General features: G+C 64.4%; 12 protein-coding genes. 8 read left to right on the top strand and 4 right to left on the bottom strand.

The genetic code is table 11. From position 1 onward, the window contains the following. Positions 1 to 134: 134 nt before the first annotated feature. Complete coding sequence (rpsA, locus tag D3227_RS01565) at positions 135 to 1,832, top strand: 30S ribosomal protein S1 (protein WP_006204006.1); 1,698 nt, start codon at positions 135 to 137, stop codon at positions 1,830 to 1,832. A 76-nt stretch (positions 1,833 to 1,908) separates the two neighbouring features. Here the strand turns inward: rpsA and D3227_RS01560 are convergent, their stop codons facing one another. The 3 genes from D3227_RS01560 to D3227_RS01550 all read right to left on the bottom strand — a co-directional run bounded on the left by D3227_RS01560 (position 1,909) and on the right by D3227_RS01550 (position 5,220). Further along, a complete protein-coding gene (locus D3227_RS01560) occupies positions 1,909 to 2,616 on the bottom strand; it encodes an SDR family NAD(P)-dependent oxidoreductase (protein WP_120011923.1) in 708 nt (235 codons plus the stop codon). Positions 2,617 to 2,794: 178 nt separating this feature from the next. Further along, positions 2,795 to 4,375, bottom strand: a complete 1,581-nt coding sequence (locus D3227_RS01555) for a 5-guanidino-2-oxopentanoate decarboxylase (protein ID WP_120011922.1) — start codon at positions 4,373 to 4,375, stop codon at positions 2,795 to 2,797. Then, positions 4,372 to 5,220, bottom strand: coding sequence for a dimethylarginine dimethylaminohydrolase family protein (locus D3227_RS01550; protein ID WP_120011921.1), 849 nt, complete (start codon positions 5,218 to 5,220; stop codon positions 4,372 to 4,374). Before D3227_RS01550 ends, D3227_RS01555 begins: the two co-directional genes overlap by 4 nt. A gap of 221 nt (positions 5,221 to 5,441) precedes the next feature. Here D3227_RS01550 and D3227_RS01545 point away from each other — a divergent pair, with 221 nt between their 5' ends. The 7 genes from D3227_RS01545 (at position 5,442) to D3227_RS01515 (ending at position 11,879) form a co-directional block, all read left to right on the top strand. After that, positions 5,442 to 6,254, top strand: a complete 813-nt coding sequence (locus tag D3227_RS01545) for an ABC transporter ATP-binding protein (protein WP_120011920.1) — start codon at positions 5,442 to 5,444, stop codon at positions 6,252 to 6,254. Between the two features lie 57 nt (positions 6,255 to 6,311). Next, positions 6,312 to 7,106: a transporter substrate-binding domain-containing protein gene (locus D3227_RS01540; RefSeq protein ID WP_120011919.1), complete on the top strand. Its 795-nt coding sequence runs from the start codon at positions 6,312 to 6,314 to the stop codon at positions 7,104 to 7,106. A 215-nt stretch (positions 7,107 to 7,321) separates the two neighbouring features. After that, entirely contained in the window at positions 7,322 to 7,987 is a 666-nt protein-coding gene (locus D3227_RS01535) for an ABC transporter permease (protein ID WP_120012204.1), read from the top strand. Then, positions 7,987 to 8,796 (top strand): ABC transporter permease, encoded by an 810-nt coding sequence (locus D3227_RS01530; protein WP_120011918.1) that lies wholly within the window; start codon positions 7,987 to 7,989, stop codon positions 8,794 to 8,796. Before D3227_RS01535 ends, D3227_RS01530 begins: the two co-directional genes overlap by 1 nt. An 85-nt stretch (positions 8,797 to 8,881) precedes the next feature. Beyond that, a complete protein-coding gene (locus tag D3227_RS01525; RefSeq protein ID WP_120011917.1) occupies positions 8,882 to 9,883 on the top strand; it encodes an Ldh family oxidoreductase in 1,002 nt (333 codons plus the stop codon). 383 nt (positions 9,884 to 10,266) lie between these two features. Next, positions 10,267 to 10,719 (top strand): DoxX family protein, encoded by a 453-nt coding sequence (locus tag D3227_RS01520; RefSeq protein ID WP_120012202.1) that lies wholly within the window; start codon positions 10,267 to 10,269, stop codon positions 10,717 to 10,719. A gap of 185 nt (positions 10,720 to 10,904) precedes the next feature. Then, entirely contained in the window at positions 10,905 to 11,879 is a 975-nt protein-coding gene (locus D3227_RS01515; protein ID WP_120011916.1) for a complex I NDUFA9 subunit family protein, read from the top strand. Positions 11,880 to 11,902: 23 nt separating this feature from the next. On the opposite strand, the gene D3227_RS01510 is transcribed toward D3227_RS01515, so the two are convergent. After that, entirely contained in the window at positions 11,903 to 13,279 is a 1,377-nt protein-coding gene (locus D3227_RS01510; RefSeq protein ID WP_120011915.1) for a cytochrome P450, read from the bottom strand. Positions 13,280 to 13,399: the final 120 nt, after the last annotated feature.

Here is a 13,399-nt window from a genome sequence, read left to right as displayed (position 1 = left end):
CAGCATTCTTCATGCGCCGGAATTGCCGCTTAAAGCGGCCCAGGGCTTTTGTAGCCCGGAACGCCGGCAGGCCAACGCAACGCTAACCCACGGCGCCCGTCCCGCTTGAGATGCGGGGCACTCCAGGAGAAAATATGTCAGCTGCAAATCCCACTCGCGATGATTTCGCGAGCCTGCTCGAAGAATCTTTTACCGCCGGCCATTCCGGCGAAGGCCAGGTCGTCAAGGGCACGATCACCGCGATCGAAAAGGACATGGCCATCATCGACGTCGGCCTCAAGGTCGAAGGCCGCGTGCCGCTGAAGGAATTCGGCGTCAAGGGCAAGGACACCACCCTCAAGGTCGGTGACACCGTCGAAGTCTATGTCGAGCGCATCGAGAATGCGCTTGGCGAAGCGATGCTTTCGCGTGAGAAGGCTCGTCGCGAAGAGAGCTGGGTCCGTCTCGAAGAGAAGTTCACCAAGGGTGAGCGCGTCGAAGGCGTCATCTTCAACCAGGTCAAGGGCGGCTTCACCGTCGACCTCGACGGCGCCGTGGCCTTCCTGCCGCGCAGCCAGGTCGATATCCGCCCGATCCGCGACGTTTCCCCGCTGATGCACAACCCGCAGCCCTTCGAGATCCTCAAGATGGATCGCCGCCGCGGCAACATCGTGGTGTCGCGCCGCACTGTGCTCGAGGAGAGCCGCGCCGAACAGCGTTCGGAAATCGTGCAGAACCTCGAAGAGGGCCAGGTTGTCGAAGGCGTCGTCAAGAACATCACCGACTACGGTGCGTTCGTCGACCTCGGCGGCATCGACGGCCTGCTGCATGTCACCGACATGGCATGGCGCCGTGTCAATCATCCGACCGAAATCCTCAACATCGGCCAGACGGTCAAGGTGCAGATCATCCGCATCAACCAGGAAACCCACCGCATCTCGCTCGGCATGAAGCAGCTCGAGAGCGATCCGTGGTCCGAGATCGGCACCAAGTTCCCGATCGGCAAGAAGATCAAGGGCACCGTCACCAACATCACCGACTACGGCGCGTTCGTCGAGCTGGAGCCGGGCATCGAAGGCCTCATCCACGTTTCGGAAATGTCGTGGACGAAGAAGAACGTGCATCCCGGCAAGATCCTGTCGACGACCCAGGAAGTCGACGTGGTGGTGCTCGAAGTCGATCCGGCCAAGCGCCGCATCTCGCTCGGCCTCAAGCAGACGCTGGAAAACCCGTGGGAAGCCTTCGCGCGCACCCATCCGGTCGGCAGCCAGGTCGAGGGCGAGGTCAAGAACAAGACCGAGTTCGGCCTGTTCATCGGCCTGGAAGGCGATGTGGACGGCATGGTGCACCTCTCCGACCTCGACTGGACCCGTCCGGGCGAGCAGGTCATCGAAGAGTACAATCGCGGCGACATGGTCAAGGCGCAGGTGCTCGACGTCGACATCGAGAAGGAGCGCATCTCGCTCGGCATCAAGCAACTGGCCAAGGATACGGTCGGCGAAGCGGCGACTTCGGGCGAACTGCGCAAGAACGCCGTCGTCACCTGCGAAGTCATCGGCGTCAAGGATGGCGGTCTGGAAGTGCGGCTGGTCGACAGCGGCATCGAGACCTTCATCAAGCGCTCTGACCTTAGCCGTGACCGCGACGAGCAGCGCCCCGAGCGCTTCACCGTCGGCCAGAAGGTCGACGCCCGCGTCATCGCCTTCGACAAGAAGACCCGCAAGCTGCAGGTCTCGATCAAGGCGCTGGAAATCGCCGAAGAGAAGGAAGCGGTCGCCCAGTACGGCTCGACCGACTCCGGCGCTTCGCTGGGCGATATCCTGGGTGCCGCGCTGAAGAAGCAGGGCAGCTAAGCGCCTTCGCAACGACTGAAACCAAAAACCCCGCCGGAGCGATCCGGCGGGGTTTTTTTGGGGATGTGCCGAAGGATCAGGCCCGGCCGTAAAGCGGCACCAGCGTGCCGCTCATCGCCAAATTGGCCGGCGAGGCGAGATAGGCGATCGCCTCGGCGGCGGCTTCAAGGCTAACCCATTTGGTGAAATCGGCCTCCGGCATGTCGGTGCGGTTTGCCGGCGTGTCGAGCGTCGAGGGCGCCACGGCGTTGACCAATATGCCCTTGCCTTTCAATTCCTCGGCCATGGCCAGCGTCATTGCTGCGACCGCCGCCTTGCTGGCGGCATAGGCGACCATGCCGGAGCCACGCCTGGGCTCGAGCCCGGGGCGCGCCGTGACATTGACGATGCGGCCGGCCGTGCTCGACGCCAGCATCGAGCGCACCGCCGCGCGACAGCACAGGAAAGTGGTGCGGGCGTTGGTGTCCATCATCTCGGCAAAGGACGCCGATTCGATCTTCTCCACCGGCGCCATGGTGAAGCCACCCGCCAGATGGATGGAACCCCAGAGTTCCGGAAGCTGGTGGTAGAACGCCTCAACCTTGGTGGCGTCCGACAGGTCGACATTGTGCGCCAGCCTGACGCGGTCATGCGTGGTGAAAGGAAAATTCGAAGGTGCGGCGGCATGGGCATTGGGCACATGGCAGACCGCGCCCTGCTCCAGGAGCTTGGCGACAACCGCGCCGCCCAGCGCCCCGGTGCCGCCGGTCACCACGATATGCCTGCCGTCCAGTGTTTCCGTCATATTCGACTGCTCCAGTGTTCTTATGCTTAGGCCACGCCGGCGGCGAAAGTCGCGCCTTTCGCTCGATCACTCAACTGAAATATCGACATGGCTGGGTCGCGTCTTTGCATCGCTCGGGCCGCCGGCCAGACGGAGGCCTCGCCAGGCTGATGCATAACGCAAATTGCCCGGCCAAAATTCAGTCGACGGTGATTTCGATGACGTAGGGCAGCCCGGTGGCGCGTGCGCGCCTCAGCGCATCCGCCAGCCCGCCGACGCCGGCAAGCCTTTCGGCGGCAATGCCATAGGCCTCGGCCAGCTTGCAGAAATCCGGCGGCGCCGGCGACACACCGACCGGCTCGACGCCGACGTCGAGCATGGAGGTCTCGATCTCGCGATAGCCGCGATTGTTCCAGACGACGAAAATGACCGGCGCATCCGCATCGAGTGCGGCGCCCAGTTCCGGCAAGGTGAATTGGAAACCGCCATCGCCGGTGAGGCAGACCACCGGCGCCTCAGGCACGGCAAGGGCGGCGCCGATCGCCGCCGGCGGGCCAAAGCCCAGAGCGCCGAAGCCGGTGGCGGCATTGAACCAGCCACCCGGTCGGTCATGGTCATAGTAAAGGTTGGCGGCGTAGATCGGCTGTGTGGAATCGCCGACGATGATCGATCCAGGCAAGGCATCGCGGATCACTTCGACCGCGCGCATTTGCGCCTGCATGGCCGGGCCGAGCTCGGCAAGGGCGGCCTGCCGGGCAGCGGCCGCGCGGGCCGGGCCGTCGGCCGATGCAGCCGGCACATCGCCAAGCCGAGCCAGCATGGCTTCGATCGCCTCGGCGCAGTCGGCCTGGATGGCGACGGTGGCCGGGCGGCGCGCCAGCTGGTCGGCGCCGATGTCGATGCGGATCAGATTGGCGGGCAGGACAAAACCGCCATCGCTATAACCGTCATATTCGGTCGGACCGAATTCGGTGCCGGCCGCAATGACCAGATCGGCCTCCGCCATCAGCGCCCGCACCGCCTTCAGGCTGGGGCCTGCCGGCACGCAAAGCGGATGACGATGCAGCAGGCCGCGTGCATTGGCGGTCTCGACGACCGGCGCGCCGAGCCTTTCGGCCAGCCGCCGCAACGGCGCCTCGGCCCGCCTGGCGCCGCCGCCGGCGAGGATGAGCGGACGGCGGGCGGCCGCGCAAAGCCTGGCCGCCTCCTCTATCGCCGCCGCGTCGGGAACCGGCGGCGCGGCATTGCTCAGCAAGGCTTCGATGCCGTCGCCCGGCTTGACCATGACATCGGTCGGGATCTCGATGTGAACCGGGCCCGGACGCGAGGACGAAAACAGGGCGAAGGCGCGGGCGAGTACGCCGGGCAGTTCGCCGGCCTCGGTGACGCGGTGCGAGAACAGCGCCACCTTCTCCATCATGCCGCGCTGGTCGGGCAGTTCGTGCAGATGGCCAAGACCCTTGCCGAGCGTCGGCATGGCGTTGACGCCCGAGATCACCAGCATCGGCACCGAATCGGCGCGCGCCTGCCCCATGGCGGTGATGGTGTTGGTCAGCCCCGGCCCGGTGATGACGAAGGCGACGCCCGGCCTACCGCTGGCGCGGGCATAGCCGTCGGCCATGAAGCCGGCGCCCTGCTCGTGACGCGGCGTGACATGGCGGATATTCGAGCGCGCCAGGCCGCGATAGAGTTCGACCGTATGGACGCCTGGAATGCCGAAGACGGTGTCGACGCCATGGGCCTCGAGCAAGGTGATGAGCGCTTCGCCGATCGTGGTCATTGTCTGAGCACCGGACGCGTGAGGCAGGTCGGGCCGCCCTCGCAGGCGATGCACAGCGCATCCGCCTCGAAAGTCGAGACCGTGCAGCGGGCAGCCTGCATGGCGGCTGCGGTCTTCGGAAAACCGGCGACCGCGATCACCTGGCGCGGCGCGGTCGGCAGCACGTTGAGGCTGAGCCCGTTGGAGGCGAAGAATTCGTCGGCGTCGCCCTCGACCAGGCGAATGCCGCGGGCGCGCAGCATCTGGTAGAAGGCCGCCGGCAGGAGCGGCGCGTAGACCAGTGCCAGATCGTCGGCCAGCGGGCTGATCACCGACATCAGATGCAGGCAGGCTTCCTCGCCGTGCCAGAGCGGCAGGTCGAAGCCATAGACATGGATGCCCTTTGGCGAAAGCAGGTTCGCAAGCTGCTGGATGCCATCCTGGTTGGTGCGCACGCCGCGGCCTACGGCGAGCGTGGTTTTGTCCACCCAGACACAGTCGCCGCCCTCTACCTGGCCGGGGCTTTCGATGCAGCCAAGGATGGGAATGCCCATGCGACTGTAGGCAGCTTCGTGCAAAGCCGGTTCAGTCCGGCGTAGCGTTTTGCCCATGGCCAGGATGATGGCGCCATGGTCAGTCATCAGCGAAGGGTCGTGGGTGAAGACGGAATCGGCCAGCCCGTCATCGGCGTCGGTCAGCCATTCGATCTCGGCGCCCGAGCCCGCCACCAGCCTGGTCAGCGCCTCGTGCTGGGCGGCGGCCTTTTGCGGATCGAAGCCCGGGCCATAGTGCCATTCCGAAGCCCTGGCATTGCGCATGGCGCTGGCGGCGGAGCGCATCAGTACGCGCTCAAGCTGCCCGGCCATGGACTGCGACCCGAATGTTTTGCCCACCAACTTCTCCCTGAAACGTCCGTTGCGCCACTAACCACCACAACAGGCTGTGATCAATGGTCCAAAAACCATGGTTGACGGATGCAAGCGGAACGGTCCATCTTGCGAAAGGAAACTTCTGTTTCGTGACGGGTAATGGGTAAAAGATTTCAGCAGCGACGGCTCCGGCGGCTCCGCGGAGCACCAAAAGCGTAATGGCGTCGGCTACGGCTCCCGCACTGAAACATACCGCGCAGGACGGCGCTGCCGAAGCCATCCATGTCGAGAACCTGCACAAGAAATTCGGCGAACTGCATGTGCTGAAGGGCGTTTCGCTGTCGGCGCGCGACGGTGAGGTCATCGCCATCATCGGCGGTTCAGGCTCCGGCAAGTCGACGCTTTTGCGCTGCATCAACTGCCTGGAAAATCCAACCAGCGGCATCATCCGCGTCAATGGCGAGGAGATCAAGCTGAAGGCCGACAGCCACGGCCACACCATTCCCGCCGACCGTAGGCAGATCGAGCGCATCCGCTCCAAGCTGGGCATGGTGTTCCAGAACTTCAACCTGTGGAGCCACATGACGCTGATCGAGAACGTCATCGAGGTTCCGGTGCACGTGCTCGGCGTCAAGCGCGACGAGGCGATCGCCCAGGCTGAAAAGCTGCTTGCCCGAGTCGGCCTCGCCGAAAAGCGCGACGTCTATCCGGCCTATCTGTCTGGGGGACAGCAGCAGCGCGCGGCGATCGCCCGGGCGCTGGCGATCAATCCGCGCGTCATGCTGTTCGACGAACCGACCTCGGCGCTCGATCCGGAACTGGTCGGCGAGGTGCTGAAGGTGATCGGCGACCTGGCGCGCGAAGGCCGCACCATGGTGCTGGTTACCCATGAGATGAAGTTTGCCCGCGAGGTCGCGACGCATGTCGTCTACCTCTACAACGGGCTGGTCGAGGAAGAAGGACCGCCGGAGCAGATCTTCGGTGCGCCCAAATCCGAAAGGCTCAAACAATTCATCCGCAACATCGGCTAGATCCAGACCGAAAGCGGGCGAAGAACCGGGAACCAATAACAAACTGGGAGTTCTGACATGAAGACTGTTCTGAAGACATTCGCCGCAGCGCTGCTGCTCGGCGTCGCCGCCATGGGCGTGGCCAAGGCCGATCCGGTCAAGATCGGCGTCGCCGCCGAGCCCTATCCGCCTTTCACGTCGCCTGACGCTTCGGGCAAATGGGTCGGCTGGGAGATCGATTTCATCGACGCCGTCTGCGCTGAAGAAAAGCTCGAGTGTGTCATCACCCCCGTCGCCTGGGACGGCATCATCCCGGCGCTGACCACCAAGAAGATCGACGTCATCGCCAGCTCGATGTCGATCACCGAGGAGCGCAAGAAGACGATCGACTTCTCCGACAAATATTACAACACGCCGACCGCCATCATCGGACCGAAGGACCAGAAGTTCGGCGCCACGCCGGATGACCTCAAGGGCAAGGTCATCGGGGTGCAGGTGTCGACCGTGCATGCCGTCTACGCCAAGAAGCACTTCACCGGTGCAGCGGAAATCAAGGAATACCAGACCCAGGACGAGGCCAATCAGGACCTCGCAGCCGGCCGTGTCGACGCGGTGCAGGCCGATTCGATCGCACTCGGCGAGTTCCTCAAGTCCGACCAGGGCAAGGGGTGCTGCGACCTGAAGGGCATGGTGGCTCCGGATGTCGAGGTTCTCGGACCCGGCGTCGGCGCCGGCATCCGCAAGGAAGACACCGAGCTGAAGGACAAGCTCAACGCCGGCATCAAGGCCATCCGCGCCAACGGCAAGTATGAGGAGATCTCGAAGAAGTACTTCGATTTCGACATCTACGGCGAAGACAGCCAGTCGAACTGACGACCCGCAGTTGAGCGAACAACCATGCGGAGTGCTGCCCATTCCGCATGGTTTGGTCGAGACCAGTCCATCCAAGCTTGCTGCTGGCGGAAAACTCCAGCAGTCCTGGCGCCAGCCATTCGGGGGCGAAGCTGATCGACGCACTTCTTCCGGCCTCGGCGGCCGGCATCATCGAGCTCCTCTCGCCCGTGCCGCCCGGCTGGGGCGGGACTCTGTTGCTCGGTCTGCTTCATTCGATAGAGATCGCGGTCGGCGCAACGTGCCTCGGCCTGCTGATCGGTACGTGCGGCGCCTATGGCAAGCTCTATGGCGGCCCAGTGGTGCGCGATCTCCTCGCCGTCTACACGACCGTGGTGCGCGCCGTGCCGGAACTTGTGCTGATCCTGCTGCTCTACTACGCCGGCACCGACCTGATAAACCAGCTGCTGACGGCGATGGGCTATCAGCGCATCGACATCAGCGGGCTTGTGGCCGGTATTGCGGTGCTGGGCTTCGTCCAGGGCGCCTATTCGACCGAGGTCATTCGCGGCGCGATCCTTGCCATTCCGCAGGGCCAAATTGAAGCTGCCCGCGCGTACGGCATGTCTCCCGGCCTGCTGCTGCGGCGCATCACATTGCCGGCGATGCTGCCGTTCGCCATACCCGGCCTTGCCAATCTCTGGCTGATCGCCACCAAGGACACCGCCCTGCTGGCAGTCGTCGGCTTTTTCGAACTCGCGCTGGCAACGCGGCAGGCGGCGGGCGTTACCAAAGCCTATTTCACCTTCTATGTCGCGGCGGGCGCGCTCTATCTCATGCTGTCGCTGTTTTCCAACCTGATCCTCGGCCGCGTCGAGGCCTGGTCGCGGCGCGGCATGCCTTCGGTCAAGGAGGCACGTTGATGGCCGGCGAAGCGACCGTCATCAACGTTGCCGCGCGTACATCGCTGTGGCTGCAGCCGCATCGCATCGTGCTGATCCTGATCGCCCTGGCGCTGGTCCTCGGCGCCGCCTTCTTCATGCGCTGGGACTGGCTGCCGCAATACTACCAGATGGGCCTGGTCGGTATCTGGCGGTCGCTGTGGATTCTGGCCGTCACCTGCTTCCTGGGCTTCCTGCTCGCCGTGCCGCTCGGGCTGGCGCAGGCCGCCGGCCCGTTCTGGTTCTCCGCCCCCGCCAAGGCTTTCTGCACCGTCATCAGAGGAACGCCGCTGCTGATCCAGCTCTGGCTGCTCTATTACGGGCTGGGCTCGCTGTTTCCGCAGTACCCGTGGATCCGCGAGTCCTGGATGTGGCCCTATCTCCGTCAGGCCTGGCCTTATGGCGTCTTGGCGCTGACACTGTCCTTCGCCGGCTATGAGGGCGAAGTGATGCGCGGCGCCTTTGCCGGCGTGCCGAAAGGACAGTTGGAGGCAGCGCGTGCGTTCGGCATGAGCCGCTGGAAGATCTTCCGGCGCATCTGGCTGCCGCAGGCCATCTATCGGGCGCTGCCGACGCTGACCGGCGAAACCGTGCTGCAATTGAAGTCGACGCCGCTGGTGGCGACGATCAGCGTCATCGACATCTTCGCCGTCTCCTCCAAGGTGCGGCAGGACACCTATCTCACCTATGAACCCTTGCTGCTGCTGGCGTTGATCTATATGGCGATCACCGGCATTCTCGTCTTCGCCTTCAGCCGGATCGAAGCGCGAATCCCGAACAAGATCGGTTAGGATTTTGGTGAGTAGTCAGTAGTGCGCAGGCAGTCGCTCCCACCACTCACTAATCCCTACTCACTACTCACTTAAGGCAATCGCCATGCAACTCAGTCTCGACCAGGCAACCGGATTGTGCCGGATGGCGGCGCTCGGCGCCGGCGCCAATGAGGAAGCAGCGCAGTCGCTCGCCGCTTCGATCGTCGCGGCCGAGGCAGAAGGGCTCGTCTCGGTCGGGCTGACGCATTTCATCGACTATCTGGAAGCCATCGAAGCCGGCCGCATCGACGGCAATGCCGACCCCGTCATCACCAGGCCAGCGCTCGCCGTCTATCTTTCCGACGCGCGTGGCGGCCTTGCCCATACCGGCTTTGACCGCACGATCGACGATCTCGCCAAGGCCGCAAAACTGTTCGGCGTCTCGATCTTCTCGCAGAAGAACGCCTATACGTGCGGCGCGCTCGGCTATTTCACCGGCCGGCTGGCTGCACTTGGGCTGGTGTCCTTCGCCGCCACCAACGGGCCGGCGGTGCTGGCCGGTTCAGGCTCGGTCAAGCCGGTCTACTGCACCAACCCGATGTCGTTTGCCGCACCCGCCGCCGACGGATCACCTTTAGTCATCGACCAGTCGTCGAGTGCCACTGCCTTCGTCAACATCCGCAGGGCGGCCGAGGACGGCAAGAAAATCCCCGAAGGCTGGGCGCTCGATGCCAGCGGCAACCCGACCACCGATGCGGCGGCGGCCATGAAGGGCGCCATGCTGGCCTTCGGCGGCCAGCGCGGCGCCAACATCGCGCTGATGGTCGAGGTGCTGGCGGCCGGCCTTTCGGGCGCTAACTGGTCGCTCGACGCACCCTGGTTCAGCGGCGGGCCGGACAGCCCGGGAACCGGCCTGTTCGTCCTTGCGGTCGAACCGAAGCTGCTCGATCCGGATTTCGAGAAGCGCATGAAAGACCAGCTCGACCGGCTGCGGCGGCGCTATGGCGTGCACGTGCCGGGACGCGCCCGCGCCGAAGCGGCGGAGAAGGCGCAAGCGCGCGGCATAAACGCCCCCAAGGCGGTGGTGCAGCGCATTTCCGAATTCGCCGAACGCTACTCGGCCTGAAATCCTTATCCATCAGTAAACAGCTGACCTCTCCCGCGAGGCTGTGTTCAGGCGTGGATTTTTTTGCGTCCGTCGCTGAACCTTCTGGTGCGTCCCGGCAACCAATGCCTGACCGGGTCGGGGGCCCGGTCGGTGCCTACTGTCGGATGCGTCCAGGGCTGAGGCGGGCGTCTCACGCCAAGCTGATACCGTCTCAGGTCAGGCCGTCTCGTTGGACCCTGGTTTCGACACGAACGTCACCCGGAAAACCCCGCTTCGGCGGGGTTTTCTGCGTTTTGTCTGCTGTCAAGAAAAACATGTGCACGATGATCAACTTTTGTTTATTTGACACCGCCCGACCCCATCGGGCGTTTGCCGATGACAGCAATCCAGAGGAGACCGCCTTGTCTGCAGCCACCGACAACACAAGCAAAAGCCTTTTCGTTCCCGCCCTTGGCGGCCTCTACGCCACACTGAACAATGCCGCGGAAACCATGCTGCGGGCCGTCGCCGGCATCTTCCTAACCATCCATGGCTCGCAGAAGATCACCGATCCGTTCGGCGCCGCCGAGATGGTCGAGGGCCTCGGCTTCTATCCCGGCGCGTTCTGGTCGCTGCTTCTGTCCTGCACCGAATTCTTCGGCGGCATTTTCATCGCCATCGGCCTGCTCACCCGCCCGGCTGCCTTCGCCGGGATGGTCGTGCTTCTGGTTACGGTCTGGTTCCACTGGGTCACTGTCGGCCAGGGTTTTTCCGGCGCCGAAAAATCGCTGCTGTGGGCGGCGATCCTGCTCTTCTTCGTCATCCGTGGCGGCAACCGCCATTCGGTCGACGCGCGCATCGGCAAGGCGTTCTGAGGCGGGTCTGTCTAAACGCAATTCCCAAGGGAAAGCGTTATGCGCTTTTCCCGGGAAAGCGCTTCACACTTTTCCTGGAATTGCTCTGAAACAAGGTCACGAGCGACCTCCGGTCGCTCTTTGCCTTTGCCTCGAAACGGATTAAGAAGCGGCTTCAGCCAAGCTTGCGAGCGCCGGAGCCAGCCATGACCGAAATCCTGCAGACCCCGAAGCTCGTCGTCGTGTTCGGCGGGTCCGGTTTTGTCGGCCGCCATGTCGTTGGGGCGCTGGCCAGGCGCGGCTACCGCATCAGGGTGCCCGTCCGCCGCCCCGATCTCGCCGGCCATCTGCAGCCGCTCGGCAATGTCGGTCAGATCCAGCCGGTGCAGGCCAATGTGCGCGTGCGCTGGTCGGTCGACCGTGCCGTGCAGGGCGCCGACCATGTCATCAACCTGGTCGCCATCCTGCACGAGAGCGGCCGGCAGAAGTTCGGCGCCGTGCATGAGTTCGGCTCCCGCGCCATCGCCGAAGCCGCGCGCTCGGTTGGCGCAGGCCTCACCCATATTTCGGCGTTGGGAGCGGACCTCAACGCGCAATCCGACTATGCGCGCACCAAGGCGCTCGGCGAAAAGGCGGTGCTGGAGACGATCGCGGATGCCGTCATCTTCCGTCCGTCGATCAATTTCGGACCCGAGGACGCCTTCTTCAACCGCTTCGCCAGCATGGCGCGCTATTCGCCGGTGCTGCCGTTGCTTGGCGGCGGCCAGACCAAGTTCCAGCCGGTCTATGTCGGCGATGTCGCCGAAGCGGTGGCGCGCTCGGTCGAGGGCAAGGTCGAAGGCGGCCGGATCTACGAGCTCGGCGGGCCGCAGGTGCTCACCTTCAAGGAATGCATGGAAGAACTGCTCACCGTCATCGAGCGCAAGCGGATTTTGCTGCCGGTGCCGTGGTGGGTGGCGAACATGCAGGCGTCGATCCTCGGCCTGCTGCCCAACCCAATGCTGACCAAGGACCAGGTGCTGCAGCTGCGCTCGCACAACATCGTTTCCGATGCCGCCGCCAAGGAAGGCAGGACTCTTGTCGCGCTCGGCATCCAGCCGCAGTCGATCGGCACGATCCTGCCAAGCTACCTCTGGCGCTTCCGCGCCGCCGGTCAGTTCCAGCGCAAGTCGGCAGCCTAAGCGGCAGGGGCTCGCTCGGCCGGCTATGACGCGCGTCTGGCGGTGACCTGCATCGGCAGGCCACCTTGCGGCTGCGTCGTCAGCTTCTGCACCGGCCAGGGCTTCGTCTCAGGCGTTGTGTCGAAGCGGAAGCGCGACAGCATGATGGCCAGCGCGATGATCGCCTCCTGCATGGCGAAACTGGCGCCGATGCAGACGCGCGGGCCGGCACCGAACGGCAGATACTGGTAGCGGTCGATTTTTTCACGATTCCCTGGATGGAAACGCTCGGGCATGAAGGCGTCCGGCCTGTCCCACAGTTTTCTGTGGCGATGCACGACCCACGGCATCACCAGCACCGCGGCGCGCCTGGGAATGTAGAGCTCGTTCCAGGTCTCCGGCTCGATCGGCTCGCGATTGATCGACGGCGCAGGCGGATAGAGCCTGAGCGCCTCTTCGAAGGCGGCGCGGGTGAGCGGCATGGCATCGAGCCATTTCGTCGGATCGGGCTCGCGCGCCAGTACTGCGTCGATCTCGCGTTCGACCTTTTCGCGCTCCCAGGGCGCTTCGGCCAGGCAATAGATCGTCCAGCCCAAGGCGCGGGCGGTGGTCTCGTGGCCCGCTCCGATGAAGGTGATGATGTTGTCCTCGACCTCGGCGCGGGTCAACCCGTCCGGCCCCTCGGCCTTGAGCAGAAGCGTGAGGAAATCCTGCGGCACGGCATCGGGATCGCGCTTCAGCCGCTCCTCGCGCATCCGGACGGTGTCGGTGACTATCTTGCGGAAATAAGCCATCGTCTTGCGGCCGCGGATGCGGGTCAGGCGCGGCAGCCATTCGGGTGCGCGCAGCAGGTCGAGCGGATCGACGCGGCCCATGGTCTCGAACAGGCGGTCGATCTCCCTGGCGAGGCTCCCCGGCTCGCCCGATATCTCGCCGGAAAACAGCGTCTCAGCCAGGATATCGTAGGTGAGCAGCGTCATGTCGTGGGCGATGTCGGAGGTGCCGCCAGCCTCGTAGCGGCTGACGAAGTCCAGCGTGCGCTTCAGCATCGGTTGGGCAAAACCGAAGATGTGGCGCGGCGTGAACACCGGCGCCATCGCCTTACGCGAGCGCTTCCACACCTCGCCCTCGGCAGTCAGCAGGCCGTCGCGCAGGATCGGGCGCAGGATCATCTGGCGCACCGTCGCCATCTTGTAGTTCCTGGCATTATCGACCAGCACATGGCGGATGAGGCCGGGATCGTTGGCGACGACCAATGGTCCGCCAACGCCGTTCACCGAGATCCAGGGTTCGTTGTAGGTGTGCTCGCCCCACAATTCGAGCGGATTGCGGTAGACGATGCGCATCATCTCCAGCGTCGAAGGCGGCGTCGTGCGCGGCTTCGGTGCGGGCGGAACGAAAGGGGCGGGCTGCGTGTCCATGGGATGCTCCGCTGATACCCCAATGTAGTGAGCGGCTAAGCCGGCGTCCATGTGGCCGAACGGCAGAGCACCAGCATCCGCTCTCCGGAATGTGACCGGTCCCCTTGCCGTGCCTTCTTG

Origin of the sequence: Mesorhizobium waimense (assembly GCF_003601975.1) — a bacterium.
GTDB classification, from domain to species: domain Bacteria; phylum Pseudomonadota; class Alphaproteobacteria; order Rhizobiales; family Rhizobiaceae; genus Mesorhizobium; species Mesorhizobium waimense.
Note: the sequence above shows the minus strand (reverse complement) of the source record. Positions and strands in the feature narration are given on the sequence as shown.

Excerpts from the sequence above, each read along its gene's own strand:
- rpsA (WP_006204006.1), top strand. The coding sequence starts at position 135 with ATGTCAGCTGCAAATCCCACTCGCGATGATTTCGCGAGCCTGCTCGAA.
- D3227_RS01560 (WP_120011923.1), bottom strand. The coding sequence starts at position 2,616 with ATGACGGAAACACTGGACGGCAGGCATATCGTGGTGACCGGCGGCACC.
- D3227_RS01555 (WP_120011922.1), bottom strand. The coding sequence starts at position 4,375 with ATGACCACGATCGGCGAAGCGCTCATCACCTTGCTCGAGGCCCATGGC.
- D3227_RS01550 (WP_120011921.1), bottom strand. The coding sequence starts at position 5,220 with ATGGCCGGGCAGCTTGAGCGCGTACTGATGCGCTCCGCCGCCAGCGCC.
- D3227_RS01545 (WP_120011920.1), top strand. The coding sequence starts at position 5,442 with ATGGCGTCGGCTACGGCTCCCGCACTGAAACATACCGCGCAGGACGGC.
- D3227_RS01540 (WP_120011919.1), top strand. The coding sequence starts at position 6,312 with ATGAAGACTGTTCTGAAGACATTCGCCGCAGCGCTGCTGCTCGGCGTC.
- D3227_RS01530 (WP_120011918.1), top strand. The coding sequence starts at position 7,987 with ATGGCCGGCGAAGCGACCGTCATCAACGTTGCCGCGCGTACATCGCTG.
- D3227_RS01525 (WP_120011917.1), top strand. The coding sequence starts at position 8,882 with ATGCAACTCAGTCTCGACCAGGCAACCGGATTGTGCCGGATGGCGGCG.
- D3227_RS01515 (WP_120011916.1), top strand. The coding sequence starts at position 10,905 with ATGACCGAAATCCTGCAGACCCCGAAGCTCGTCGTCGTGTTCGGCGGG.
- D3227_RS01510 (WP_120011915.1), bottom strand. The coding sequence starts at position 13,279 with ATGGACACGCAGCCCGCCCCTTTCGTTCCGCCCGCACCGAAGCCGCGC.